Source organism: Mycobacterium sp. P7213, from assembly GCF_900604305.1.
GTDB lineage: Bacteria > Actinomycetota > Actinomycetes > Mycobacteriales > Mycobacteriaceae > Mycobacterium.
Genome location: NZ_UWOA01000055.1, coordinates 1 through 20,665, shown reverse-complemented (window position 1 = coordinate 20,665; position 20,665 = coordinate 1). Strand labels below are relative to the sequence as shown.

The following is a 20,665-nucleotide window of genomic DNA, read 5'->3' as shown; positions in this document are numbered from 1 at the left end:
GGCGATCTGAGTCAAACACGTTGATTCACAAGCGCTTGAGCACAGGAGGAGACAGACAGATGACCGAGCACCACACCACCACCGACTCCGGAATCCCGGCGCCCAGCGACGGCGAATCGCTGACGATCGGCCCCGATGGCCCCATCCTGTTGCAGGACCACTACCTGATCGAACAGATGGCGATGTTCAACCGGGAGCGCACCCCCGAACGTCAGCCGCACGCCAAAGGTGGTGGGGCGTTCGGTCACTTCGAGGTCACCGCAGACGTCACCGCATACACCAGGGCCGCGGTGTTCGCGCCGGGCGCCAAGACCGAGACGCTGACAAGGTTCTCCACCGTCGCCGGCGAGCGGGGCAGCCCAGACACCTGGCGGGACCCCCGCGGTTTCGCGACGAAGTTCTACACCTCGGAGGGCAACTTCGACCTGGTCGGCAACAACACCCCGGTCTTCTTCATGCGTGACCCGCTGAAGTTCCAGCACTTCATCCGCTCCCAGAAGCGTCGCGCGGCCAGCAACCTGCGCGACCACAACATGCAGTGGGACTTCTGGAGCCTCACCCCGGAGTCGGCTCACCAGGTCACCTGGCTGATGGGGGACCGGGGTATTCCGAAGGACTGGCGCCACATGAACGGCTACTCCAGCCACACCTACAGCTGGATCAACGCCGCCGGAGAGATCTTCTGGGTCAAGTACCACTTCATCAGCGACCAGGGCGTGGATTTCCTCACCCAGGAGGAGGCCGACCGGTTGGCCGGCGTCGATGCCGACTTCCACCAGCGGGATCTGTATGAGGCGATCGAGCGCGGGGAGTATCCGAGTTGGACGCTGAAGATGCAGATCATGCCATTCGAGGAGGCAAAGACCTACCGCTACAACCCGTTTGATCTGACGAAGGTGTGGCCGCACGCCGACTATCCGCTGATCGACGTCGGCAAGCTGACCCTGGATCGCAACGTCAGCGACTACCACAGTGAGATCGAGCAGGCGGCGTTCCAGCCCAACAACATGGTGCCCGGCACCGGCCTGAGCCCGGACAAGATGTTGCTGGCCCGGGGTTTCTCCTACGCCGACGCCCACCGGGCCCGGATCGGGACGAACTACAGCCAATTGCCGGTCAACGCACCGAAATCCGAGGTGCACAGCTACTCCAAGGACGGTGCCATGCGGTTCGTCAATGCGACGGACCCGGTGTACGCACCGAACTCGATGGGCGGACCCAAGGCTGACCCCGCCCGTGCCGCCGAAGTGCGCTGGCACGCCGACGGAGACATGGTGCGCGCTGCCTACACGCTGCGGCCCGACGACGACGACTTCAGTCAGGCTCGGACCCTGGTCCGCGACGTCCTCGACGACGATGCGCGGAAGCGATTGGCCGCCAACATTATTGGGCATGTTTCGGCCGGTGTCACCGAGCCGGTGCTGTCCCGGGTGTTCGAGTACTGGCGCAACGTCGACCCCGATCTGGGCAGCGCGGTGGAGGCCGGGGTGCGGGCCAACCTTGCCTGACGCCCGACGGGCCGCGGCAACCCTGGCGGCGGGGCTGGGGCTGGCCGCAGCAGGTGCAGCGGTCGCTCCGCTCGCCGCCGCCGGGCCGTCGGAACCCGGCGTGGTCTCCTACGCGGTGCTGCCGAAGGGATCGGTCGGCAACATCGTGGGCGCCCCGATGGGCTTCGAGGCCGTCTCCGGCCAGCCTTTCCAGGCCTTCTGGGTCGACGACCCGGCATGCAACAACTGGGCCGACATCGGACTGCCCGAGGTCTACAACGATCCCGACCTGGCGTCGTTCAACAGCGCCGTCAGCCAGACCTCGGCCAACGACCAGAGACACTTCGCCAAGCAGGCGGTGGGCGTGTTCGCCACCAACGATGCTGCGGCCGCGGCGTTTCACCGTGTCGTCGACCGGACCGGCGGCTGTCCGGGCCGCACCACCGCGATGCATCTGGACAACGGAGCCACCCAGGTCTGGGAGTTCAGCGGTGGGCCTGCCACGGCTACGGATGCGGCCTGGACCAAGCAGGAGGCCGGCACCGACCGGCGCTGCTTCAACCAGACCCGGCTGCGGGCCAACGTCTTGTTGCAGGCCAAGGTCTGCCAGTCCGGTAACGCCGGCCCAGCGGTGAACGTGCTGGCAGGGGCGATGCAGAACTCCTTGGGTCAGTGATCACCCGTCCTCTTGTCGCCCCTCTCCGGTAGCGTCGGGAGGATCGACGGGCGGAGGGGTTGATATGGGGTTCGCCGCGGCGACGCAGCTGTCCCGCGGAGATGAAGCCTGCCTGGGCGGCCCCGAACTGGCCGGTGCCTCCGACGCCGCCGACTACATCACGCAGCGGTGCCTCACCGACGCCCCGCACGGCCGGGTGGGTTTGGAGATCGAGGCGCACTGCTTCGACCCCACCGACCCGCACCGCCGGCCCGGCTGGGCCGAGATCGGTGACGTGCTGCGGTCGCTGCCGGCCTTGCCGGGCGGCAGCGTCGTCACGGTCGAGCCCGGCGGCGCTGTGGAGCTCTCCGGCCCGCCGCTGACCGATGCGCTCTCCGCGATCGACGCGATGGCGGCCGACCAGGCGCTGCTGCGGGCGGCTTTCGCGGACGCCGGCCTGGGACTGGTGCAGCTGGGGGCAGACCCGCTGCGGCCCACCGAGCGGGTCAACCCCGGTGAGCGCTACGCGGCGATGGAACAGTTCTTCGCCGCCAGCCACACCGGTTCGGCCGGTGCGGCGATGATGACGTCCACGGCCTCGGTCCAGCTCAACCTGGATGCCGGTACCCGCTCGGGTTGGGCCGACCGGGTCCGGCTGGCCCACGCGCTGGGCCCGACGATGGTCGCGATCGCCGCGAACTCCCCGCTGCTGTCCGGGGAGTTCTCCGGCTGGCGCTCCACCCGGCAGCGGGTGTGGAGCCGGCTGGACTCGGCGCGCTGCGGTCCCGTCCTCGGCCTTGACGGCACCGACCCCGCCACCGATTGGGCGCGGTACGCGCTCAAAGCGCCCGTCATGCTCGTGCATACACCCGAAGCGATTCCGGTCAGCCGCTACGTGCCGTTCGCCGACTGGGCTGACGGAAGGGTGCGGCTCGGCGGTCGCCGCGCCGGCACCAAAGACCTCGACTACCACCTGACCACGTTGTTTCCGCCGGTGCGTCCGCGCGGATGGCTGGAGATCCGCTACCTCGACAGTGTTGACGACAGCCTCTGGCCGGCACTGGTATTCACCCTGGCCACCCTCCTCGATGACCCGGTGGCCGCGGACAGCGCCGCCGACGCCGTCGCCCCCGTAGCCACCGCCTGGGACGTCGCCGCCCGGATCGGCCTGGCCGACCCACGGTTGCACGCCGCCGCCCGACGCTGCGTGGGACTGGTCGCTGACCGGGTCCCCGCGTCCCTGCGTGACGGGATGGATCGCCTGGTCGGCATGGTCGAACGAGGCCGCTGCCCCGCCGACGACGTCACCGACGAAGTGACCCGGTCCGACGCCACGGCGATGGTGACCCGATTGGCGCGCGGACAGTTATGACCACATCCGAAATATTGGCCCGCGATCTGACCCGGGCGCGGCAGCGCACGCTGACGCTCGTCGATTTCGACGACGCCGAGCTGCACCGCCAGTACGACCCGCTGATGAGCCCGCTGGTGTGGGACCTGGCTCATATCGGTCAGCAGGAGGAGCTGTGGCTGTTGCGTGACGGGGACCCGGCGCGGTCCGGCATGCTGCCGGCCGATGTCGAGGGCCTCTACGATGCCTTCATCCATCCGCGGGCCAGCCGGGTCGATCTACCGCTGTTGGCGCCTGAACAGGCCCGGAAGTATTGCGCCACCGTGCGTTCCAAGGTTTTCGACAAGCTGGATTCGCTGCCCGGTGACGTGGCGCAGTCGCCGGACGGGTTCGTATTCGGCTTGGTCCTCAGTCATGAACATCAGCACGACGAGACCATGCTGCAGGCGCTGAACCTCCGCGCCGGTGCACCGCTGCTCGGCGCGGGCGACGGCCTGCCCGCCGGTCGGTCCGACCTGGCGGGAACCTCCGTGCTGGTACCCGGCGGTGAATTCGTGCTCGGCGTCGATGCCACCGACGAGCCGTTCTCGCTCGACAACGAACGCCCCGCCCACCGTGTCGATGTGGCGGCGTTCCGGATCGGCCGGGTGCCGGTGACCAACCGGGAATGGCGGGTGTTCATCGACGACGGCGGCTACCGGCAACCGCAGTGGTGGAGCGAACGCGGTTGGCGCCACTGCGTGCAGGCCGGGTTGACGGCGCCGGAGTTCTGGGGCCCCGATCACCGGTCCCGGGTCCGGTTCGGCCACGCCGAGGACCTTCCCGACGACGAGCCGGTGCAGCACGTCAGTTATTTCGAGGCGCAGGCATACGCGGCATGGGCCGGGGCCCGGCTGCCCACCGAGGTCGAATGGGAGAAGGCCTGCGCGTGGGATCCAGCCGTCGGCGCGCGACGCCGCTACCCCTGGGGTGACACCGAACCGTCGGCCGAGCTGGCCAACCTGGGCGGCGCGGCGCTGCGACCTGCGCCGGTCGGATCCTATCCGGGCGGGGCGTCGGCCTATGGCGCGCAACAACTCCTCGGCGACGTCTGGGAGTGGACCAGTTCGGCCCTGCAGCCGTGGCCGGGCTTTTCTCCGATGATCTACCAACGCTATTCGGAACCGTTCTTCGGCGGCGACTACCGGGTGCTGCGTGGCGGCTCGTGGGCGGTGGCCCGCGAGATCCTGCGGCCGAGTTTTCGTAACTGGGACCACCCCTATCGGCGGCAGATCTTCGCCGGTGTCCGACTGGCCTGGGACGCCTGATGTGTCGACACCTGGGCTGGCTGGGCAAACCGCGGTCATTGGCCGAGCTGATGCTGGAACCGCCGCAGGGTCTGCTCGTGCAGTCCTATGCTCCGCGCCGGCAGCAGCACGGGCTGCTCAACGCCGACGGTTGGGGCGCAGGCTTTTTCGATGCCTCCCAGGGTGGGCCGCCGCGCCGGTGGCGCAGCGCGGCGCCGCTGTGGAGCGACGGGTCTTTCGCCTCGATCGCGCCGGTGCTGGCCAGCCACTGCGTGGTGGCCGCGGTGCGTTCGGCGACCGTCGGGATGCCCATCGAGGCCAGCGCCACCGCGCCGTTCACCGATGGCGGTTGGCTGCTGTCACACAACGGCGTGGTGAACCGTGAGGTCCTGGCCACTACAAGGGGTGCCGAATCGGTCTGTGACAGTGCCGTACTGGCTGCGGTGATCTTCGACCGGGGGGTGGAGTCGTTGGGTGAGGTGATCACCGAGATCGGTGCGGCCGACCCGCACGCACGACTGAACATTTTGGCCGCCAACGGTTCCCGAATGTTGGCGACGACGTGGGGAGATACCTTGTCGATGTTGCACGGTGCCGATGGTGTGGTGCTGGCCAGCGAGCCCTACGACGACGACCCGTGCTGGGTGGATATCCCAGATTGTCACCTGGTCGATGCGCGCGACGGAGAGGTCCGCGTCACCGCCTTGGGCGTGGCCCGATGACGGGGGTCACTGTCGCCAATCACCTGGCCGCCGACGCGGCTCGCACCGCACTGCGGGCGGACGTCCGCCACGGGCTCACTCAGCATCCGAAGTTTTTACCGCCCAAGTGGTTCTACGACGATATCGGCAGTGAGCTGTTCGACCGGATCACCCGGCTGCCCGAGTACTACCCGACCCGCGCCGAGGCGGAGATCCTGCGAGCACGTTCGGCCGAGGTGGCGGCGCTGTCGGGCGCGGACACCCTGGTAGAGCTGGGCAGCGGCACCTCAGAGAAGACCCGGTTGCTGCTGGACGCGCTGCAGGACGCCGGTGCGTTGCGCCGATTCATCCCGTTCGACGTAGACGCCGGGGTACTGGAGACGGCGGGGGAAGCGATCGCCCGTGACTATCCCGGCGTGCGCGTGGATGGCGTCTGCGGCGATTTCGAGCACCATCTGGCCCAGATCCCCGACGGCGGCAGGCGCCTGTTCGTATTTCTGGGATCGACCATCGGCAACCTGACGGCGGGCCCGCGTGCCGACTTCCTGGCCGGCCTCGCCGCAGTCATGCACGACGGCGATGGCCTGCTGCTGGGCACCGATCTGGTCAAAGACACCGACAGGCTGGTGCGTGCCTACGACGATGCGGCCGGGGTGACCGCGGCGTTCAACCGCAATGTGCTCGCGGTGGTGAACCGTGAACTCGACGCCGACTTCGACCTGGACGAGTTTGCCCATGTGGCGCGCTGGAATTCGGCGGATCAGCGCATCGAGATGTGGCTGCGGGCGCGCCGCGCCCAGCATGTCCTGATCGGTGCGCTGGATCTGGCTGTCGATTTCGCGGCCGGTGAGGAGATGCTGACCGAGGTGTCCTGCAAATTCCGACCGGAGCAGGTGGCCGAGGAACTGGCCGCGGCGGGACTGCGGCGCCGACGGTGGTGGACCGACGCGGCAGGCGATTTCGGCCTGTCGCTCGCCATCAAATGAGCCGCGCCGACAACTGGCGCGCCGCGCGCCCACCGGTCGCCGGGCTGCACCTGGACAGTGCGGCCTGCTCACGGCAGAGCTATGCAGCACTGGACGCCGCAGCACAGCATGCCCGCCACGAAGCCGAGGTCGGTGGCTATGTCGCCGCCGAGGCAGCCGTACCGGTACTGGATGCCGGGCGGGCGGCTTTCGGCGCATTGACCGGCATGGCCGATGCCGACGTGGTGTTCACCACGGGCTCGCGAAATGCGTTGGACCTGCTTCTGTCCCGGTGGCCGGACACCCAGCGCACCCTGGCTTGCCTGCCCGGTGAATACGGCCCGAATCTGGCGGTGATGGCGGCGCACGGGTTCAGCTGGCGGACGCTGCCGGTGGACCCCGCCGGCCGCCTGATACTCGACGAGGCGGCGGCTGCACTAGCCGCCGACCCGCCGAGCCTGGTGCACCTGACCCCGGTCGGCAGTCACCGCGGGCTGGTGCAGCCCCTGGCGCAGGCGGCGGACATCTGCCGGTCGGTCGGCGTTCCGCTGGTGGTGGACGCGGCGCAGGCCCTGGGGCAGATCGACTGCGCCGTCGGCGCCGATGCGGTCTATTCGTCGTCACGCAAGTGGATTGCCGGGCCGCGCGGGGTCGGGGCGCTGGCGGTACGGCCGGCGTTGGCCGCACTGTCGGCGCCCGGACCGGAGGCAGGTGACGTCAATGTGGCTGCGCAGTTGGGCTTCTCCGTTGCGTTGGGCGAACATCTGGCGGCCGGGCCGGCAGCGGTTCGCGCTGAGCTGGCCGGGGTAGGCGCCCGGAGCCGACGGGTGCTGGCACAGCTACCCGGCTGGCGGGTGGTCGAACCGATCGACGAGCCGAGCGCCATCACCACCTTGGTGCCGCCGGCCGGCATCGATCCGGTGGCGGTGCGTGCGTGGCTCATCGCCGAGCACAAGATCGTGACCACCGCGGCCGGAGTTGAACGCGCACCGCTGGAGCTGACCTCGCCCGTGCTGCGGATCTCACCGCACCTCGACACCACCGACGCAGACTTGGAGGTACTCGCAGCAGCGTTGGCCGGTGCGCGGCACAGCCGATGAAGGCCGTTCGCGGCGAACGCTAGTGGCCGAACAGGCCTTTGCCGCCGCCGCCGAATAGGCCCTTGCCTCCGCCGCCGAAGAGTCCACCGCCTCCGCCGCCGAAGATCCCACCGCCGGGCTTTCCGCCTCCGAAGATTCCGCCGGGCTTTCCGCCGCCGAAGATTCCGCCGGGGTTGCCTCCGCCGCCGAAGATGCCACCGGGCTTTCCGCCGCCGCCGAACATGCCCCCACCCAGGTTGGGCATGGACGGTGCGCTCGGTGCGGGCAGTGAGGGCAGCGAGGGTGCCTTGGGTGCCGGTAGCGATGGCAGCGAGGGAGCTTGCGGTGCGGGGAACGACGGTAGCGAGGGAGCTTGCGGTGCGGGGAACGACGGCAGTGCGGGAGCTTGCGGTGCGGGGAACGACGGTAGCGAGGGAGCTTGCGGTGCGGGGAACGACGGCAGTGCGGGCGCCTGGGGTGCGGGCAGCGACGGCAGCGCCGGGGCCTGGGGGACCGGAAGCCCGGCCGGGGGGCCTGAATTCGGCAGCTGGATCGGCAGATTCGGTAGTTGGATTCCCGGGTTGGGGCTGACGGCCGGTGCGTCGGGAACCTTGATCGGCAGTTCAGGCAGCTGAATGCCGGGGTTGGGGTTGACGACGGGAAGGTCCGGGACCTGAACCGGCGGATCCGGCAGTGTCACCACCGGTGGGTTCGGCTTGATCACCGGGATCTCGGGTTTGACGACCGGGGGATCAGGCTTGATCACCGGATTCTCGGGTTTGACGACCGGCGGGTTCGGCTTGATCACCGGCGGGATCGGTTTGATCACCGGAGGATTGGGCTTCACCACCGGGGGATCGGGGAGTTCGACCGGAGGATTGGGCTTCACGACCGGGGGAGTGGGGAGCACGATCGGCGGGTTCGGCTTCACGACCGGGGGAGTGGGGAGCACGATCGGCGGCATCGGATTGACCACCGGGGGTTCGGGTTTGACCTCGGGCGGTTGGGGCTTGACCACCGGCGGGGTAGGAGCCGCCGGTTTCTTCGCGGGCAATCCCCACAGGAGTGACAGGTCGGCCAGCCCAGCCAGGACGGGCCGGTGGGGGGCCGGCCGCGGAAGCGGCGCCAACATGAAGGGCGCCGGCGCCGCCGGAGGAAGCGGGGGCAGCGGCGGACCGAAGACCGGGGCGGGCACAAAAATCGGCCCGCTGGCTGCCCCGGCCGCCACCGGCAGCGGCGCCGGCAGACCGGGCGCGGGGGCATCCAGCGGCACCGCCGCCGGCAGATCGGGCGGCGATGGAAGGTGCAACGGCGGCAGCGGTATCGAGTCCGCGGGCGCCTGTCCCAGCACCGGAGGTTGCCCCCCGAACGGCTCGGCGGCGGGCACCTGAAGGTTCGGAGCCCGATGCGGAATGGTCAGCGCCCGCCCCAGATCCGGCCGCAGCGCGACCAGGTTGGGAGTGATGTCCAGCGTCATGGCCACCATCAGCGCCGACGCCGCAGCGAACGCGGCTGACGCCAGCGCCGCGCCGGCCACCAGCAGCGGGCGCCGGGCCGGCTGACCCGCCGGGACGAAGATTTCGGTGGCCGCTTCGGCCTCGTCGTCGGGCACTGCGCTGTAGGCCAGATCGTCGGCGTCAAAGCCGGGGATGTCGTAGTAGCAGGGCCCGGCAGCGTCAAAGCTGGGTTCTTGCGTGTAGGCCAGCGGAGCCGAGTCCGCCTCGACACCGACCAGGCGGGCAGAAGCCAGTGCCGCACCGCGGGCCAGGGCGGCACGCGGCTCCGCGGGTTCACACACCTCGCGGTCGACCGTCGCCTCCAGTCGCGGCCGCAACGCGGTCGAATCGCCCTCGGCGCAGATCAGAAACAGACCGTCCGGAGAAGTGTGGGCGGCGTTGAGCCGATCGGCGACCGTGTCGACCGCGGCGGTGGCGTCGCCGGCATCGAGGGGCTGCTGAAAGATCCTGGTGACGGTGCCGTCGGTGCAGTCGACCATGGCCAGTGTCGCCGTGGACGGCTCGACGGCCAGCAGCCCCATCTGGTCGCAGCCGACCGTCTGTCCCAGGTTGCGGGTCAGGCTTGCCGCCGCAAGCACCGGAGAGACCAGAGCTACGTTTTCCAAGCCGTCCAGCGCGCCGCCGGAAAGCCGCGAACTCAATGCGGCCGCGTCGAGCGGATCCGTGACGGTCACGCCGGTCGCTACCAGGTGAAGACCGGCCGAGTCCGCGGCGTCACGCGCCTGAAGGATCGCCGCGATGACCGCGTCGACGGCGGCGAATTCGACGGAGTCGTCGGAAGGCACCTCAATGCTGAGCTCTTCCAACGTGACGCCGTCCGCGCGTTCTCCGCAGACCAGCACGGTGTGGATGGTGGTGGGTGCGCTGGACGCAAGTGCCACACCGAGGACGACGTCCATGTCTTCTCCGATTCAGTTCTGACCTGCACCGTGGTCGGCCACGGCGGCCTCTGGGGGGCACAGACATCGGCGGCGTTCCGACACCGTTTGTTCACCATCACGAGATCTACTCGCAATACATCCAAATATGCGTCTGAGTGAATGAATAGCGTCTGATGGGTTGGTAAATAATGTCTAATTTTGTGGACTAACCCATCCCGGGCTTCGCGTTCCCGTCGTGTAGCGCCACCCGATCGGACCAGGTGGGCCATGATGGACCCGGCACCGACCGGCACCGGTATGGACAGGAGTCAGACTTGGCCGATTTCGTCGCGTCGATCGACCAGGGCACCACCAGCACTCGCTGCATCATCTTCGACCATGGCGGTGCGGAGGTGGGCCGCCATCAACTCGAACACGAACAGATTCTGCCGCGCGCCGGCTGGGTGGAACACGATCCGTTCGAACTGTGGAACCACACCGCGGCGGTGCTGGTCTCGGCGCTGAACACCACCAAGCTCCACGCGTCGGACCTGGCGGCGCTCGGCATCGCCAACCAGCGTGAAACGACGGTGGTGTGGAACCGCAAGACCGGCCAGCCCTACCACAACGCGATCGTCTGGCAAGACACCCGAACCGACGTCATCGCCGCCGCCCTGGAGCGCGACGGCCACGGCGAGGTCATCCGGCGCAAGGCGGGCTTGCCGCCGGCCACCTATTTCTCCGGCGGAAAACTGCAGTGGATTCTGGACAACGTCGAGGGGGTGCGGGCCGATGCCGAACGTGGCGACGCGCTGTTCGGCACCTGCGACAGCTGGGTGCTGTGGAACCTGACCGGGGGGCCGCGCGGCGGTGTGCATCTGACCGACGTCACCAACGCCAGCCGCACCATGTTGATGAACCTCGAGACCCTGGACTGGGACGACGAACTGTTGGCGTTGTTCTCGATCCCGAGGGCCATGCTGCCACTCATCACGGCATCGTCGACGCGGCGCCGGCATGCGGTCACCGCGAGCACCGGGCCGTTGCGCGGCGAGGTGCCGATCGCGGGCATCCTGGGTGACCAGCAGAGCGCCATGGTCGGCCAGGTCTGCTTGTCGGCAGGTGAGGCGAAGAACACCTACGGCACCGGAAACTTCTTGCTGCTCAACACCGGTGAGCAGATCGTCCGCTCCGACAACGGATTGTTGACCACGGTCTGCTATCAGTTCGGCGACGCCAAGCCCGTTTATGCGCTGGAGGGCTCGATCGCAGTCACCGGCTCCGCGGTGCAGTGGTTGCGTGATCAGCTGGGCATCATCAGCGGTGCCACGCAGGTCGAGAGCCTCGCCCGTCAGGTCTCCGACAACGGCGGGATGTACTTCGTGCCGGCGTTTTCCGGCTTGTTCGCGCCGTACTGGCGTTCGGACGCGCGCGGCGCCATCGTCGGGTTGTCCCGCTTCAACACCAACGCGCATCTGGCCCGGGCCACCCTGGAGGCCATCTGCTACCAGAGCCGGGATGTGGCCGAGGCGATGGAAGCCGATTCGGGTGTGCACCTTGGTGTTTTGAAGGTCGACGGTGGCATCACCGCCAATGATCTGTGTATGCAGATTCAGGCCGACGTGCTCGGGGTCGACGTGGTCAAGCCGGTGGTTCCCGAAACCACCGCGCTGGGCGCGGCGTACGCGGCCGGTCTTGGCGTCGGGTTCTGGAAGGGGCCCGACGATCTTCGCGCCAACTGGCGCGAAGACCGGCGTTGGACCCCGAACTGGTCGGACGAGCAGCGTGCTGAAGGCTATGCCGGGTGGCGAAAGGCCGTGCAGCGCACGCTGGACTGGGTCGAGTTGCCCTGAGAATGGCCGCACGCAGGCGGGTGCTGCCCGGCGCGCTGGTTGCGCTGGTCGTGGTGGCCGCTGTCGGCTGGGCGTGGTGGCAGCAGGCCGGGCGGTCTTCGCAAACGTCGGGACCCTCGCCGACATGGACTCCGCCACCGCCGAGCGTGGCGCCACCGGACCCAGCCTATGGCGAGGCCCGCCGACTGCTCGAGGCGTTGCCGGTCAAGGGCTGGGATCGTGAGAAGGACTTCAAGCGTTACCGGTTCGGCGAGCGGTGGAGCGACGACGTCGACGTCGAATTCGGCCACAACGGCTGCAATACCCGCGACGACATCCTGCGCCGCGACCTGACCCAGATCGAACTCAGACGGGGCACCTGCCTGGTACAGCGCGGCGTCCTGCATGACCCGTACTCCGGGCAGACCATCGCATTCCAGCGCGGCCCGGAGACGTCCGATGCCGTGCAGGTCGACCATCTGGTGTCGTTGGCCGACGCCTGGTACAAGGGAGCGCGGACTTGGGACGACAGCCGCCGTCGGAATTTCGCCAACGACCCGCGCAACCTGCTAGCGGTCAGTGCCCAGGCCAACTTTGACAAAGCATTCCGCGACGCCGCCGGCTGGCTGCCGGCGAACGCCGCGTTCGAATGCGAATTCGTGGCCCGTCAGATCACCGTCAAAACCGCTTACGGACTGTGGGTTTCACCCAACGAGAAGTCCGCCATGTATCGGGTTCTGCGGCACTGTTGACCGTGAAACTCAGTCGGTCTCACCGAGGATGCCGTAGATCTCCTTGCGGGCGCTGTTGATGATGTCGACGATGCGCTGCTGCTGCTCGGGCGTGGCCGCCTGGCCGGCCTGCGCGACGGCACCGAACAGTTGGCCGGTCGCGGCGCGCAGGTTGATCTGCCCCGGGTCGGCGCCGTCGGCGATCTGCTCCCACGGAGGGGTCTCGATCGTCTCGGCGACCCCGCGGCCTTCGTCGGTCAGTTCGAAAAGGCGCTTCTTGCCGTCGGTTTCGGTGCCGGCGATCAATCCCTCATCGACCAACATCTGCAAGGTCGGATAGACCGATCCGGGACTGGGGCGCCACAGCTGCTGACTGCGCTCGCCGATCTGTTGAATGATCTCGTAGCCGTGCATCGGGCCCTCGGCCAGCAGGGCCAGGATGGCCAGTCGCACGTCGCCGCGCCGGCCGCGGTTGCCGCGCCGGTGTCCACGGTGGCCGCCCGGGCCGAAGCCGAAACCGAAGCCGGGGCCGCCGGGCCCGAAACCGGGGCCGAACCCCGGACCGAACCCGTGCCGGAAATCCGGGCCGAATCCGGCGGCGTGCTGGCTGGGACCGAAGCCTAACGGCGCGCAGTGCTCGGCGGCGTGGTCGCGCAACTGCCTGCGAAACTCGCGCCGAGCCTGCCGGCGCGCGATATGTGCGGCGCGGCGCTGATGTGGCGTCGCGGGACCGAAACCGAATCCGACGTGCTGTTCGGCATCTTCTGGGCATGGTCCGCCGGGCGGACCGAAAGGAGTGTTCATGCGTACCTCGTTGCGTGGAAAAGGGGAGCGCCATTCACTCCCGATACATAAACGATATATCGGGAACTATCGGGATGCAACGGCAACGTCGGACGGACCAGGGCAGGGTGGGGCAAGCAAGGCCAGCCGATTGCGTCGCAGGGAACACAAGCTCGGCGTACTAGCTCGGGGGGAAGAACCCGCCCGCATTCGGTGGCGGCCACGGCATCGGAGGTGGCGGGAAATAGGGACCGGGCGGCACGACCTGAAACCGCGCCAGCTCACGCTGATGCCGTTCGGCCAACACCGCTGCCAACACCAGTTCGGGCGGGGCATCCGGGGGCGGTGGTGGCGAGATGTGGGCGAGTACATCACCGGAGATCCGGTAGGCCATCATCTGCCGGGTGTGCGGGTCGAGCTGCGCGGCCCGGCCCAGGAATTGCCTTGCCAGTTCGGCAGATTCGGCCCGCAGGCCAGACAATTGCAACGTCGAGGCCCACCAGGCCAGCCCCGGCGGCATCATGGGCGGCGGCGTCGCAGCCGGCGCACGTTCGCTGATCACCACGGTGCCGGCGAAGATGTCGCCCAGGCGTTTTCCGCGCGGTGACAGCAGACTGCAGATCACCGCCGGGCTACCGGTCAGTCCCCAGATCTCGACAACTGACGCCAGCGCCCGAAAGAGTGCCTGCCGGAAGCGTTCCGGGCCGCCGTCATCGGAAACCACCCGCAGTCCCATCGCCATCTTGCCCAGCGACCGGCCCCGGGTGACGGTCTCCATGGTGACCGGGTAGCCGACCAGGAGCAGTACGGCGAAGATGATCATGATGGCCGTGGTCAAGGCGTCGTCGAACCGGCCGAGGGTGGTGGCCCACAGCACGATCGCGCACAGGTACCCCACGATCACCACGGTGATGTCGATCAGTGCGCTGACCGCGCGCACCGGCAGCTGCGCGATCGCGATGTCGAGGACGACGGCGTCGCCGGTCACCAGCTCGGGGCCGCGGTTCGCCATAGCTCAGACGCTACTCGCCGAACCGGTCTCATCGAGACGCTCGCGGCCGTGCCGGGGCGCGGACCTGCATCGCCCGGCTTCGCCGTGCTCGCAGTCCTCGCTGTGCTTGATGGCGTGGACCTGCATCGTCCGGCTTCGCCGTGCTCGCAGTCCTCGCTGTGCTTGATGGCGTGGACCTGCATCGCCCGGCTTCGCCGTGCTCGCAGTCCTCGCTAGGCTCGGCTAGGTGGATGTCGACGCCTTCGTGCTGACCCATCGACCGGCCTGGGATCGGCTGGAGGCACTGGTCAAGCACCGGCGCCGGCTCACCGGCGCTGAGGTCGACGAGCTGGTCGACCTCTATCAGCGGGTGTCCACCCAACTGTCGCTGGTGCGTTCGTCGTCCTCGGATGCCGCGCTCATCGGCCGACTTTCCGCCCTAGTGGCACGGGCGCGTGCCGCCGTCACCGGTGCGCATGCGCCGTTGGCCTCGGAATTCGTCCGGTTCGTGACGGTGTCGTTTCCGGTGGTCGCCTACCGTGCTTGGCGGTGGTGGCTGAGCGCCGCCGCGGCGTTCCTGGCGGTGTCGGCGGTCATCGCCTGCTGGGTGGCCGGCAACCCCGACGTGCAGGCGGTGATCGGCACCCCCGCGGAGATCGACCGGCTGGTCAACCACGACTTCGCCGCCTACTACAGCGATCACCCGGCCGGGTCCTTTGCGCTGCAGGTCTGGGTGAACAACGCCTGGGTGGCCGCCCGCGCCATTGCGTTCTCGGTGTTGCTGGGCCTGCCGATCCCGGCGCTGCTGTTAGCCAACGCGGCCAACCTCGGCTTGGGGCTCGGGCTGATGTTCCATGCCGGCCGGGGCGGTTTCATGCTGGGACTGCTTGCCCCGCACGGGCTGCTGGAGCTGACGGCGGTGTTCTTGGCCGGCGCGGTGGGGATGCGCCTGGGCTGGACGGTGATCGCCCCGGGTGATCGGCCCCGCACACAGGCGCTCGCCGAACAGGGCCGGGCCGTCGTCGCGGTCGCCGTGGGGTTGGTCGTGGTGTTCGCGGTGGCCGGGCTGCTCGAGGCGGTGGTGACCCCGTCGCCGCTGCCGACCTGGCTGCGAATCGGCATCGGGACCGCGGTGGAGGCGGCGTTTCTGTTCTACGTGGTGTACTTCGGTCGCAAGGCGGTGGCCGCCGGCGAGACCGGGGACGTCGCCGATGCCCCCGACGTGGTCCCCACCGGCTAGCTACCCGGTGCTGCGCGCGACCGCGATCACAGCCGCCCGGCGGCTTTCATCGCCAGGTAGGCATCGGCCAGCGCCGGGGCCAGATCCTCGGGTGGGGCGTCGATGACCTGCACGCCGCTGTGACGCAATCGGGCTGCCATCGCGCGGCGGTCATTGCGCGCCCGCTCAGCAGCGCCGGCGTCATAGACCGCGGCCGCGTCGCCGCGTCCCCGAGCCAGCCGCTCCACTCGCGGATCGGCGACCGCCGCGAGGATCACCTGGTGGGCCGCGGTCAGATTCGGCAACACCGGCAGCAACCCCTCCTCCAGGGCAGAGGGGTTGAGATCGGTCAACAGCACAACGAGGTTGCCGCGGCGCGCACGTCGGGACAAGGTGGCCAGCATCGCCGCGGCATCGGATTCGACCAGCGCCGGCTGCAGCGGCGCCATCGCGTCGACCAACTGAGCGAACAGCCGGGTCCTCGACGCCCCGAACACCCCGGCCCGGGGCACCTGATCGTGGGCGAGCAGATCGACGTGATCGCCGGCGCGTAATGCCAACGCCGCCAGCAACAGTGCGGCATCCATCGACCAATCCAGCCGCGGCCAGCCCGCGGGATCGCGGGCGGTGGGATCCACCCCGATCCGGCCGGCAGCGGTCCGGCCGGTGTCGAGCACGATGACGACCCGCCGGTCACGCTCGGGCCGCCAGGTGCGAACCACCACCTCCGAGCGCCGGGCGGTGGCCCGCCAGTCGATCGAGCGCACGTCGTCGCCGGCGACGTATTCGCGCAGCGAGTCGAATTCGCTGCCCTGGCCGCGCACCAGCACCGGAAGATTCCCGTCGATCTCGCGGAGCCGGGCCAGCCGGGCCGGCAGATGCCGGCGGGACAAGAAGGGCGGAAGCACCCGCACCTGCCCCGGCACCTGCCGAGAGCGCTGCCGCCCGGCCAGCCCCAGCGGCCCGATCGAGCGCACCGTGACCCGGGCGGCCTGCTGGTCGCCGCGGCGGGTCGGCCGTAGCTCGGTGACCACTCGGGAGAGCTGGCCGGCCGCCAGCTCCAGCGGATGCGAGCGCGGTGTGGCGCAGGCACTGGGCGACCAGGCGTCACGTAGCTGACCGCGGAATGGACTATCGCCGTTGACTATCCACAACGTGGTCGGGATCGTCTGTCCGAGCCTTACCGCGTTGTCCATGGACCGGTCGATATGCAGCGTGGCGGGGTCCGTCGTCAACGCGACGTCGAGCAGCACTGCCGTGGTGAGACCGGCCAGCAGCATCGCGAAAGCGGCCGCCGGCCAAGGGGCCAACGCGATCGGCACGGCGCAAAGCAGTGCGATCAGCGCGGCACGACCGGTCAGAATCACCAGCGCGGCACCGGAACCGAGGCCAGGATGGCATCGAGAACGCCGTCGGCGGTGGTGCCTTCGAGTTCGGCCTCCGGGCGCAACATCACCCGGTGCCGCAACGTGGAGCGGGCCATCGCCTTGACGTCGTCGGGCGTCACGTAACTGCGCCCCGACAGCCAGGCCCACGACCGCGACGTGGCCAGCAAGGCGGTCGCGCCGCGGGGCGAGACACCCAATTGCAGGGCGGGTGAGTGCCGGGTCGCCGCCACCACGTCGACGATGTAACCCAGCACCTGGTCGGCCACCAGCACCTGACGTACCGCGGCGCGCCCGGCCGCCAGTTCCTGCGCCCCGGCCACCTGGGCCACCGCGGACAGGTCGTGCGGATCGAAGCCCTGCGCATGCCGAGCCAAGATGCCGATCTCGGCCTCGCGGACCGGCAGCGGCACCGTCAACTTGAGCAGGAATCGGTCGAGCTGGGCCTCCGGCAGCCGGTAGGTGCCCTCGTACTCGATGGGGTTGGCGGTGGCGGCGACGATAAACGGGTCGGGCAGCGGCTTGGCCACGCCGTCGACGCTGACCTGACCTTCCTCCATCGCCTCCAGCAGCGCCGCCTGGGTCTTGGGCGGCGTCCGGTTGATCTCGTCGGCCAGCAGCAGGTTGGTGAAAACCGGTCCGGGCCGGAACGCGAACTCCGCGGTGTGGCTGTCGTAGACCAGCGAGCCGGTGATATCCCCGGGCATCAGGTCGGGGGTGAACTGGACCCGTTTGAAGTCCAACCGCAACGCGGCGCTCAGGGTTCGGACCAGCAGTGTTTTCGCCACGCCCGGAACACCTTCGAGCAGCACATGGCCGCGGCACAACAGTGCGATCACCAGGCCGCTGACCACAGCGTCCTGGCCGACCACTACCTTGGCGACTTCGCTGCGCAACGCCAGCAATGCGTCGCGGGCTGCGGCAGCAGCCGGATTCTCTTCGGGAGTGTGCGTCACGAGAGGGTGACCTGCCTTTCGATGTCGTCGAGTGCGTGGGCCAGGGCGACCAGGGCATCGTCGGAATCCGGGAGCGGACCGAACAGTAAGTGCCACAACCCGTCCGGGTGTGCCGCGATGCGTGTCGACACTGCCGCGACCACCGCGGGCGGCTCCGGTTCCGGGCCCAATCCCAGCCGTGGAGCCAGTCGGCGCAGGGTCGCGGTGCGCAGGGCGGTGGCTGCCCGATCACGCGCCCGATGCGCGCGGTAGAGCCGGCCGAGTCCCTCCACGGTCTCCGATGCGCGGACGACGACGGGCAACTGTTCGGCGACCAGGGGGCCTAGCCGGCGGCCCTTCCAGACGGCGGCCAGGGCCAGTGCCACACACAGTTGCCAGAACAGCCATCGCAGGTTCTGCGGGATGAGGCCGGCGATCGCGGCTTTCCTCGACTTTGCTCCTTGAACGTGTTGGGGCGCATACCAGATCAGGCGATCTGAGGTGCCGGCAAGATTCATTGCCAGCGCGGCGTTGCCTTCCCGGGCCAGGTCGGCGTTGGTCATGAATGTGTCGCTGCCGATCACGGTGATGGTCCGCTTGCCGTCGCGATAGCGCACCAGGGCGCCGTCGTAGCAGCTGTCCAGCGAATAGCCTTTGTTTGCAACGTAGGTAGCAGTTGTGCGCAGGTCGACTGCTCCGGCCCGTTGCGTTTCACGCAGGCTGCAACCGGGTTGGTGGGTGTACGCCCGTGCGGGGCCGGACCGGATGCCGGGCGCGAGCGCCTTGCGGGCCAGCGCATCCGGTGCCACCAGCAGCAGGTCGCCGGGCAGATCGGCCAGCCGGTTCATCAGCTCACTGCCGGCGATGCGCGGGGTCTGAGCCACCAGAACCAACGTGTCGGGACGTGCTTGCCGTGCGACGTCCTCGACGGTTGCGGCCGCAATGACCTCGACCCCGCGGTGACGCAGCAGTGTCACCAGCGCGTGCGCGCCCTCGGGCCCGGTGGCATTGGGATCCATTCGGCCGCCCGGCCGCGGTGTGGTCAGGTAGGCGCCCACCGCCGAAACCGCCACGATCACGGCCAAGGCCGTCGCGACCCACAGCCATGTCCGTCGCCTGGTCGTCATCGGTGCTGCCGGGCCTGTGTTGTGGCCTGCACCCGCTCGTCGAGGTCTGTGACGATCCGATATCCCTCCGGGGTGGCGGGCAGCTCGCCGTAGTTGACGTCGTTGAAGGTTTCGGCGGCCCTGAACAGCTCACCGGTCAGGGCGGGCATCGCCGCACCGGCATCGCGGGCAAGTTCGGTGGCGGTACGGCCCGTGGCGGGACGCAGGACCCCGTTCTCCTCGAGTGCGCGAGCTACGGCCCGCAGGCGGTGCCGGATCGCTTCGACCCAGTCTCCCGCTGCGGCATGCTGTTGCGCGGCCGCGCGGTGTCCGGCGGCGCTGAGTTGTGTTGCGCCGTACAACGGATCGCCGCGGTGGCCGTCGTGCAACATGCGGCGGCTGACGTGGACGGCGGCCACCACGGCTGCCGCGAGGATGATCAGCAACACGCTGATGGTGAACCAGCCGCCGGGCAACTCGGCACCCTTGAGCACCAACCGGCGTACCAGCGTCTCGATGAAGTCCAGGAACTGCTGCTTGGGCGAGGGCCGCGGGTACATCGGTTTTGCCAGCTCGCGTTCGGCCGCCTCGCGGGCGGCTTCGCGGTCGACGTCGACGGTGGGCACCCGAGGATCCTTACCCCGGGGGCCGGGTCAGCCAGAGGTTGTCGGTCCACCCGCCGACGTACGGTCCGCCGGTGGCGCCGGTTCGCAGCACCAGGTCGAAGGCCTCGCCCCGGATGCGGCGGTCGGTGTAGAGCAGTACCGACACCCCGGCGCTGAAGGGCAGCACGATGATCTCCCCGATCGTGGTGCCGATCCGGGAGAACAGGCTCAACTGCGCACCGCCGGTCAGGGCGTCGCTGCCATGGGTGACGATCATCCCGAAGATGTTGAAGGGAAACGCCACTGCGCTGCTGATCAGGGCGACGATCAATGCGGTCAGCGCCATGATGCCCAGCACTCGCCAGAAACTGTTGCGCACCAAGTAGAACGAGCGGCGCATCGCCTCGAACACGGGTTGGCGCTCCAGCACGATCACGGTCGGCGCGAAGACCAGCACGGTGTAGCCGTAGGCCAATGCTGCGATCAGTGCCGGTACGAGCGGCACGGCGATCAACACCGCGGCGCCGGTGCCGCCCGCTCCGCCGGCAATGGCGATCAGGGCCGCCGCGAAGCCACACAGCACCGCCGCGGCCAGGCCGATCAGGGCGGTCAGGCCGATCAGTGGACCGAAGCGATCACGCACGATCGCCCAGGCTTCGGCGATGCTGATCGGGGATCCGAACACCGCGCGCCCGACCACCACGGTCAGCAGGCCGGTCAACACGAGGGTGCCCAGGGCGGTCACGATGGCTGCGCCGACAGAACCGGTCAGCCATGCCGCCACGTCACCGCCGGAGAGCTCCGACGGCGATCTCCCCGGACCCGACGGGCCGAGCGCCGACAGCAGGCCGAACAGGGCGATCCCGCTGATGATCTGGGTGGCCACCACGACCACGGCGGTCAGCCCGAGCACGGTCTTGGGGTTGGCCCGGATGTAGCCGACGGCGCCGTTGTAGATGTCGGTCAGGCTCAGTGGGCGCAGCGGAATGATGCCGGGCTTGAGTTCAGGCTGCGGATAGCCCACCGGGGCGCCGTATCCCGGCGGCGGGCCATAGCCGGGCGGGGGACCGTAACCCGAGGGCGGAGGACCGTAACCCGGCAGCGGTGCTCCGTAGCCGGGTGGGGGACCGTAACCCGGAGGCGGGGCACCGTAGCCCGGCGGCGGGGGTCCATAACC

18 protein-coding genes are annotated in these 20,665 nt (G+C 69.1%); 10 read left to right on the top strand and 8 right to left on the bottom strand.

The features are described 5' to 3' along the window. Nucleotides 1–59: 59 nt before the first annotated feature. From EJK91_RS18250 to egtE, 7 genes are all read left to right on the top strand, one after another. Nucleotides 60–1,508, top strand: a complete 1,449-nt coding sequence (locus EJK91_RS18250; protein ID WP_024443049.1) for a catalase — start codon at nucleotides 60–62, stop codon at nucleotides 1,506–1,508. Continuing rightward, a complete protein-coding gene (locus tag EJK91_RS18245) occupies nucleotides 1,501–2,163 on the top strand; it encodes a sensor domain-containing protein (RefSeq protein WP_024443050.1) in 663 nt (220 codons plus the stop codon). The genes EJK91_RS18250 and EJK91_RS18245 overlap by 8 nt, the downstream gene beginning before the upstream one ends. Before the next feature lie 64 nt (nucleotides 2,164–2,227). After that, complete coding sequence (gene egtA / locus EJK91_RS18240; protein WP_125079626.1) at nucleotides 2,228–3,514, top strand: ergothioneine biosynthesis glutamate--cysteine ligase EgtA; 1,287 nt, start codon at nucleotides 2,228–2,230, stop codon at nucleotides 3,512–3,514. Beyond that, a complete protein-coding gene (egtB, locus tag EJK91_RS18235; RefSeq protein ID WP_125079625.1) occupies nucleotides 3,511–4,800 on the top strand; it encodes an ergothioneine biosynthesis protein EgtB in 1,290 nt (429 codons plus the stop codon). The genes egtA and egtB overlap by 4 nt, the downstream gene beginning before the upstream one ends. Further along, nucleotides 4,800–5,501: an ergothioneine biosynthesis protein EgtC gene (egtC, locus tag EJK91_RS18230; protein WP_125079624.1), complete on the top strand. Its 702-nt coding sequence runs from the start codon at nucleotides 4,800–4,802 to the stop codon at nucleotides 5,499–5,501. The genes egtB and egtC overlap by 1 nt, the downstream gene beginning before the upstream one ends. After that, nucleotides 5,498–6,466, top strand: coding sequence for an L-histidine N(alpha)-methyltransferase (gene egtD, locus EJK91_RS18225; protein ID WP_125079623.1), 969 nt, complete (start codon nucleotides 5,498–5,500; stop codon nucleotides 6,464–6,466). Before egtC ends, egtD begins: the two co-directional genes overlap by 4 nt. Further along, nucleotides 6,463–7,545, top strand: a complete 1,083-nt coding sequence (egtE, locus tag EJK91_RS18220; protein ID WP_125079622.1) for an ergothioneine biosynthesis PLP-dependent enzyme EgtE — start codon at nucleotides 6,463–6,465, stop codon at nucleotides 7,543–7,545. Before egtD ends, egtE begins: the two co-directional genes overlap by 4 nt. Before the next feature lie 19 nt (nucleotides 7,546–7,564). Here the strand turns inward: egtE and EJK91_RS22670 are convergent, their stop codons facing one another. Beyond that, nucleotides 7,565–9,940 (bottom strand): hypothetical protein, encoded by a 2,376-nt coding sequence (locus EJK91_RS22670; protein WP_241178741.1) that lies wholly within the window; start codon nucleotides 9,938–9,940, stop codon nucleotides 7,565–7,567. 296 nt (nucleotides 9,941–10,236) lie between these two features. Between EJK91_RS22670 and glpK the strand changes: the two genes are divergently transcribed. Then, nucleotides 10,237–11,754 carry a glycerol kinase GlpK gene (gene glpK, locus EJK91_RS18210; RefSeq protein ID WP_046302283.1) on the top strand — a complete coding sequence of 506 codons (1,518 nt, stop codon included), beginning with the start codon at nucleotides 10,237–10,239 and terminating at the stop codon, nucleotides 11,752–11,754. A gap of 2 nt (nucleotides 11,755–11,756) precedes the next feature. Further along, on the top strand, nucleotides 11,757–12,485 hold the full coding sequence (locus EJK91_RS18205) for an HNH endonuclease family protein (protein WP_024443933.1): 729 nt from the start codon (nucleotides 11,757–11,759) through the stop codon (nucleotides 12,483–12,485). 9 nt (nucleotides 12,486–12,494) lie between these two features. On the opposite strand, the gene EJK91_RS18200 is transcribed toward EJK91_RS18205, so the two are convergent. Both EJK91_RS18200 and EJK91_RS18195 read right to left on the bottom strand, forming a co-directional pair. Next, entirely contained in the window at nucleotides 12,495–13,268 is a 774-nt protein-coding gene (locus EJK91_RS18200) for a PadR family transcriptional regulator (RefSeq protein ID WP_046302281.1), read from the bottom strand. Nucleotides 13,269–13,428: 160 nt separating this feature from the next. Continuing rightward, complete coding sequence (locus tag EJK91_RS18195; RefSeq protein WP_024443931.1) at nucleotides 13,429–14,259, bottom strand: RDD family protein; 831 nt, start codon at nucleotides 14,257–14,259, stop codon at nucleotides 13,429–13,431. A gap of 226 nt (nucleotides 14,260–14,485) precedes the next feature. Between EJK91_RS18195 and EJK91_RS18190 the strand changes: the two genes are divergently transcribed. Then, nucleotides 14,486–15,478 carry a stage II sporulation protein M gene (locus EJK91_RS18190; RefSeq protein WP_125079621.1) on the top strand — a complete coding sequence of 331 codons (993 nt, stop codon included), beginning with the start codon at nucleotides 14,486–14,488 and terminating at the stop codon, nucleotides 15,476–15,478. Between the two features lie 26 nt (nucleotides 15,479–15,504). Here EJK91_RS18190 and EJK91_RS18185 read toward each other — a convergent pair whose 3' ends face one another. The 5 genes from EJK91_RS18185 to EJK91_RS18165 form a co-directional block, all read right to left on the bottom strand. Then, nucleotides 15,505–16,824, bottom strand: coding sequence for a DUF58 domain-containing protein (locus tag EJK91_RS18185; RefSeq protein ID WP_125079620.1), 1,320 nt, complete (start codon nucleotides 16,822–16,824; stop codon nucleotides 15,505–15,507). Then, nucleotides 16,821–17,798 (bottom strand): AAA family ATPase, encoded by a 978-nt coding sequence (locus EJK91_RS18180; RefSeq protein WP_024441766.1) that lies wholly within the window; start codon nucleotides 17,796–17,798, stop codon nucleotides 16,821–16,823. Before EJK91_RS18180 ends, EJK91_RS18185 begins: the two co-directional genes overlap by 4 nt. Beyond that, nucleotides 17,795–18,904: a DUF4350 domain-containing protein gene (locus tag EJK91_RS18175; protein ID WP_024441765.1), complete on the bottom strand. Its 1,110-nt coding sequence runs from the start codon at nucleotides 18,902–18,904 to the stop codon at nucleotides 17,795–17,797. The genes EJK91_RS18180 and EJK91_RS18175 overlap by 4 nt, the downstream gene beginning before the upstream one ends. Next, entirely contained in the window at nucleotides 18,901–19,509 is a 609-nt protein-coding gene (locus EJK91_RS18170; protein WP_024441764.1) for a DUF4129 domain-containing protein, read from the bottom strand. Before EJK91_RS18170 ends, EJK91_RS18175 begins: the two co-directional genes overlap by 4 nt. 10 nt (nucleotides 19,510–19,519) lie before the next feature. Further along, nucleotides 19,520–20,665: hypothetical protein (locus EJK91_RS18165; RefSeq protein WP_241178740.1), on the bottom strand; the 1,146-nt coding region annotated here is incomplete at its 5' end.

What these genes read in the sequence shown, in the direction of transcription:
- EJK91_RS18175 (WP_024441765.1), bottom strand. Translation starts at nt 18,904, where the DNA reads ATGACGACCAGGCGACGGACATGGCTGTGGGTCGCGACGGCCTTGGCC.
- egtA (WP_125079626.1), top strand. Translation starts at nt 2,228, where the DNA reads ATGGGGTTCGCCGCGGCGACGCAGCTGTCCCGCGGAGATGAAGCCTGC.
- EJK91_RS18200 (WP_046302281.1), bottom strand. Translation starts at nt 13,268, where the DNA reads ATGAACACTCCTTTCGGTCCGCCCGGCGGACCATGCCCAGAAGATGCC.
- EJK91_RS18250 (WP_024443049.1), top strand. Translation starts at nt 60, where the DNA reads ATGACCGAGCACCACACCACCACCGACTCCGGAATCCCGGCGCCCAGC.
- egtD (WP_125079623.1), top strand. Translation starts at nt 5,498, where the DNA reads ATGACGGGGGTCACTGTCGCCAATCACCTGGCCGCCGACGCGGCTCGC.
- EJK91_RS18195 (WP_024443931.1), bottom strand. Translation starts at nt 14,259, where the DNA reads ATGGCGAACCGCGGCCCCGAGCTGGTGACCGGCGACGCCGTCGTCCTC.
- EJK91_RS18205 (WP_024443933.1), top strand. Translation starts at nt 11,757, where the DNA reads ATGGCCGCACGCAGGCGGGTGCTGCCCGGCGCGCTGGTTGCGCTGGTC.
- egtC (WP_125079624.1), top strand. Translation starts at nt 4,800, where the DNA reads ATGTGTCGACACCTGGGCTGGCTGGGCAAACCGCGGTCATTGGCCGAG.
- egtE (WP_125079622.1), top strand. Translation starts at nt 6,463, where the DNA reads ATGAGCCGCGCCGACAACTGGCGCGCCGCGCGCCCACCGGTCGCCGGG.
- EJK91_RS22670 (WP_241178741.1), bottom strand. Translation starts at nt 9,940, where the DNA reads ATGGACGTCGTCCTCGGTGTGGCACTTGCGTCCAGCGCACCCACCACC.
- egtB (WP_125079625.1), top strand. Translation starts at nt 3,511, where the DNA reads ATGACCACATCCGAAATATTGGCCCGCGATCTGACCCGGGCGCGGCAG.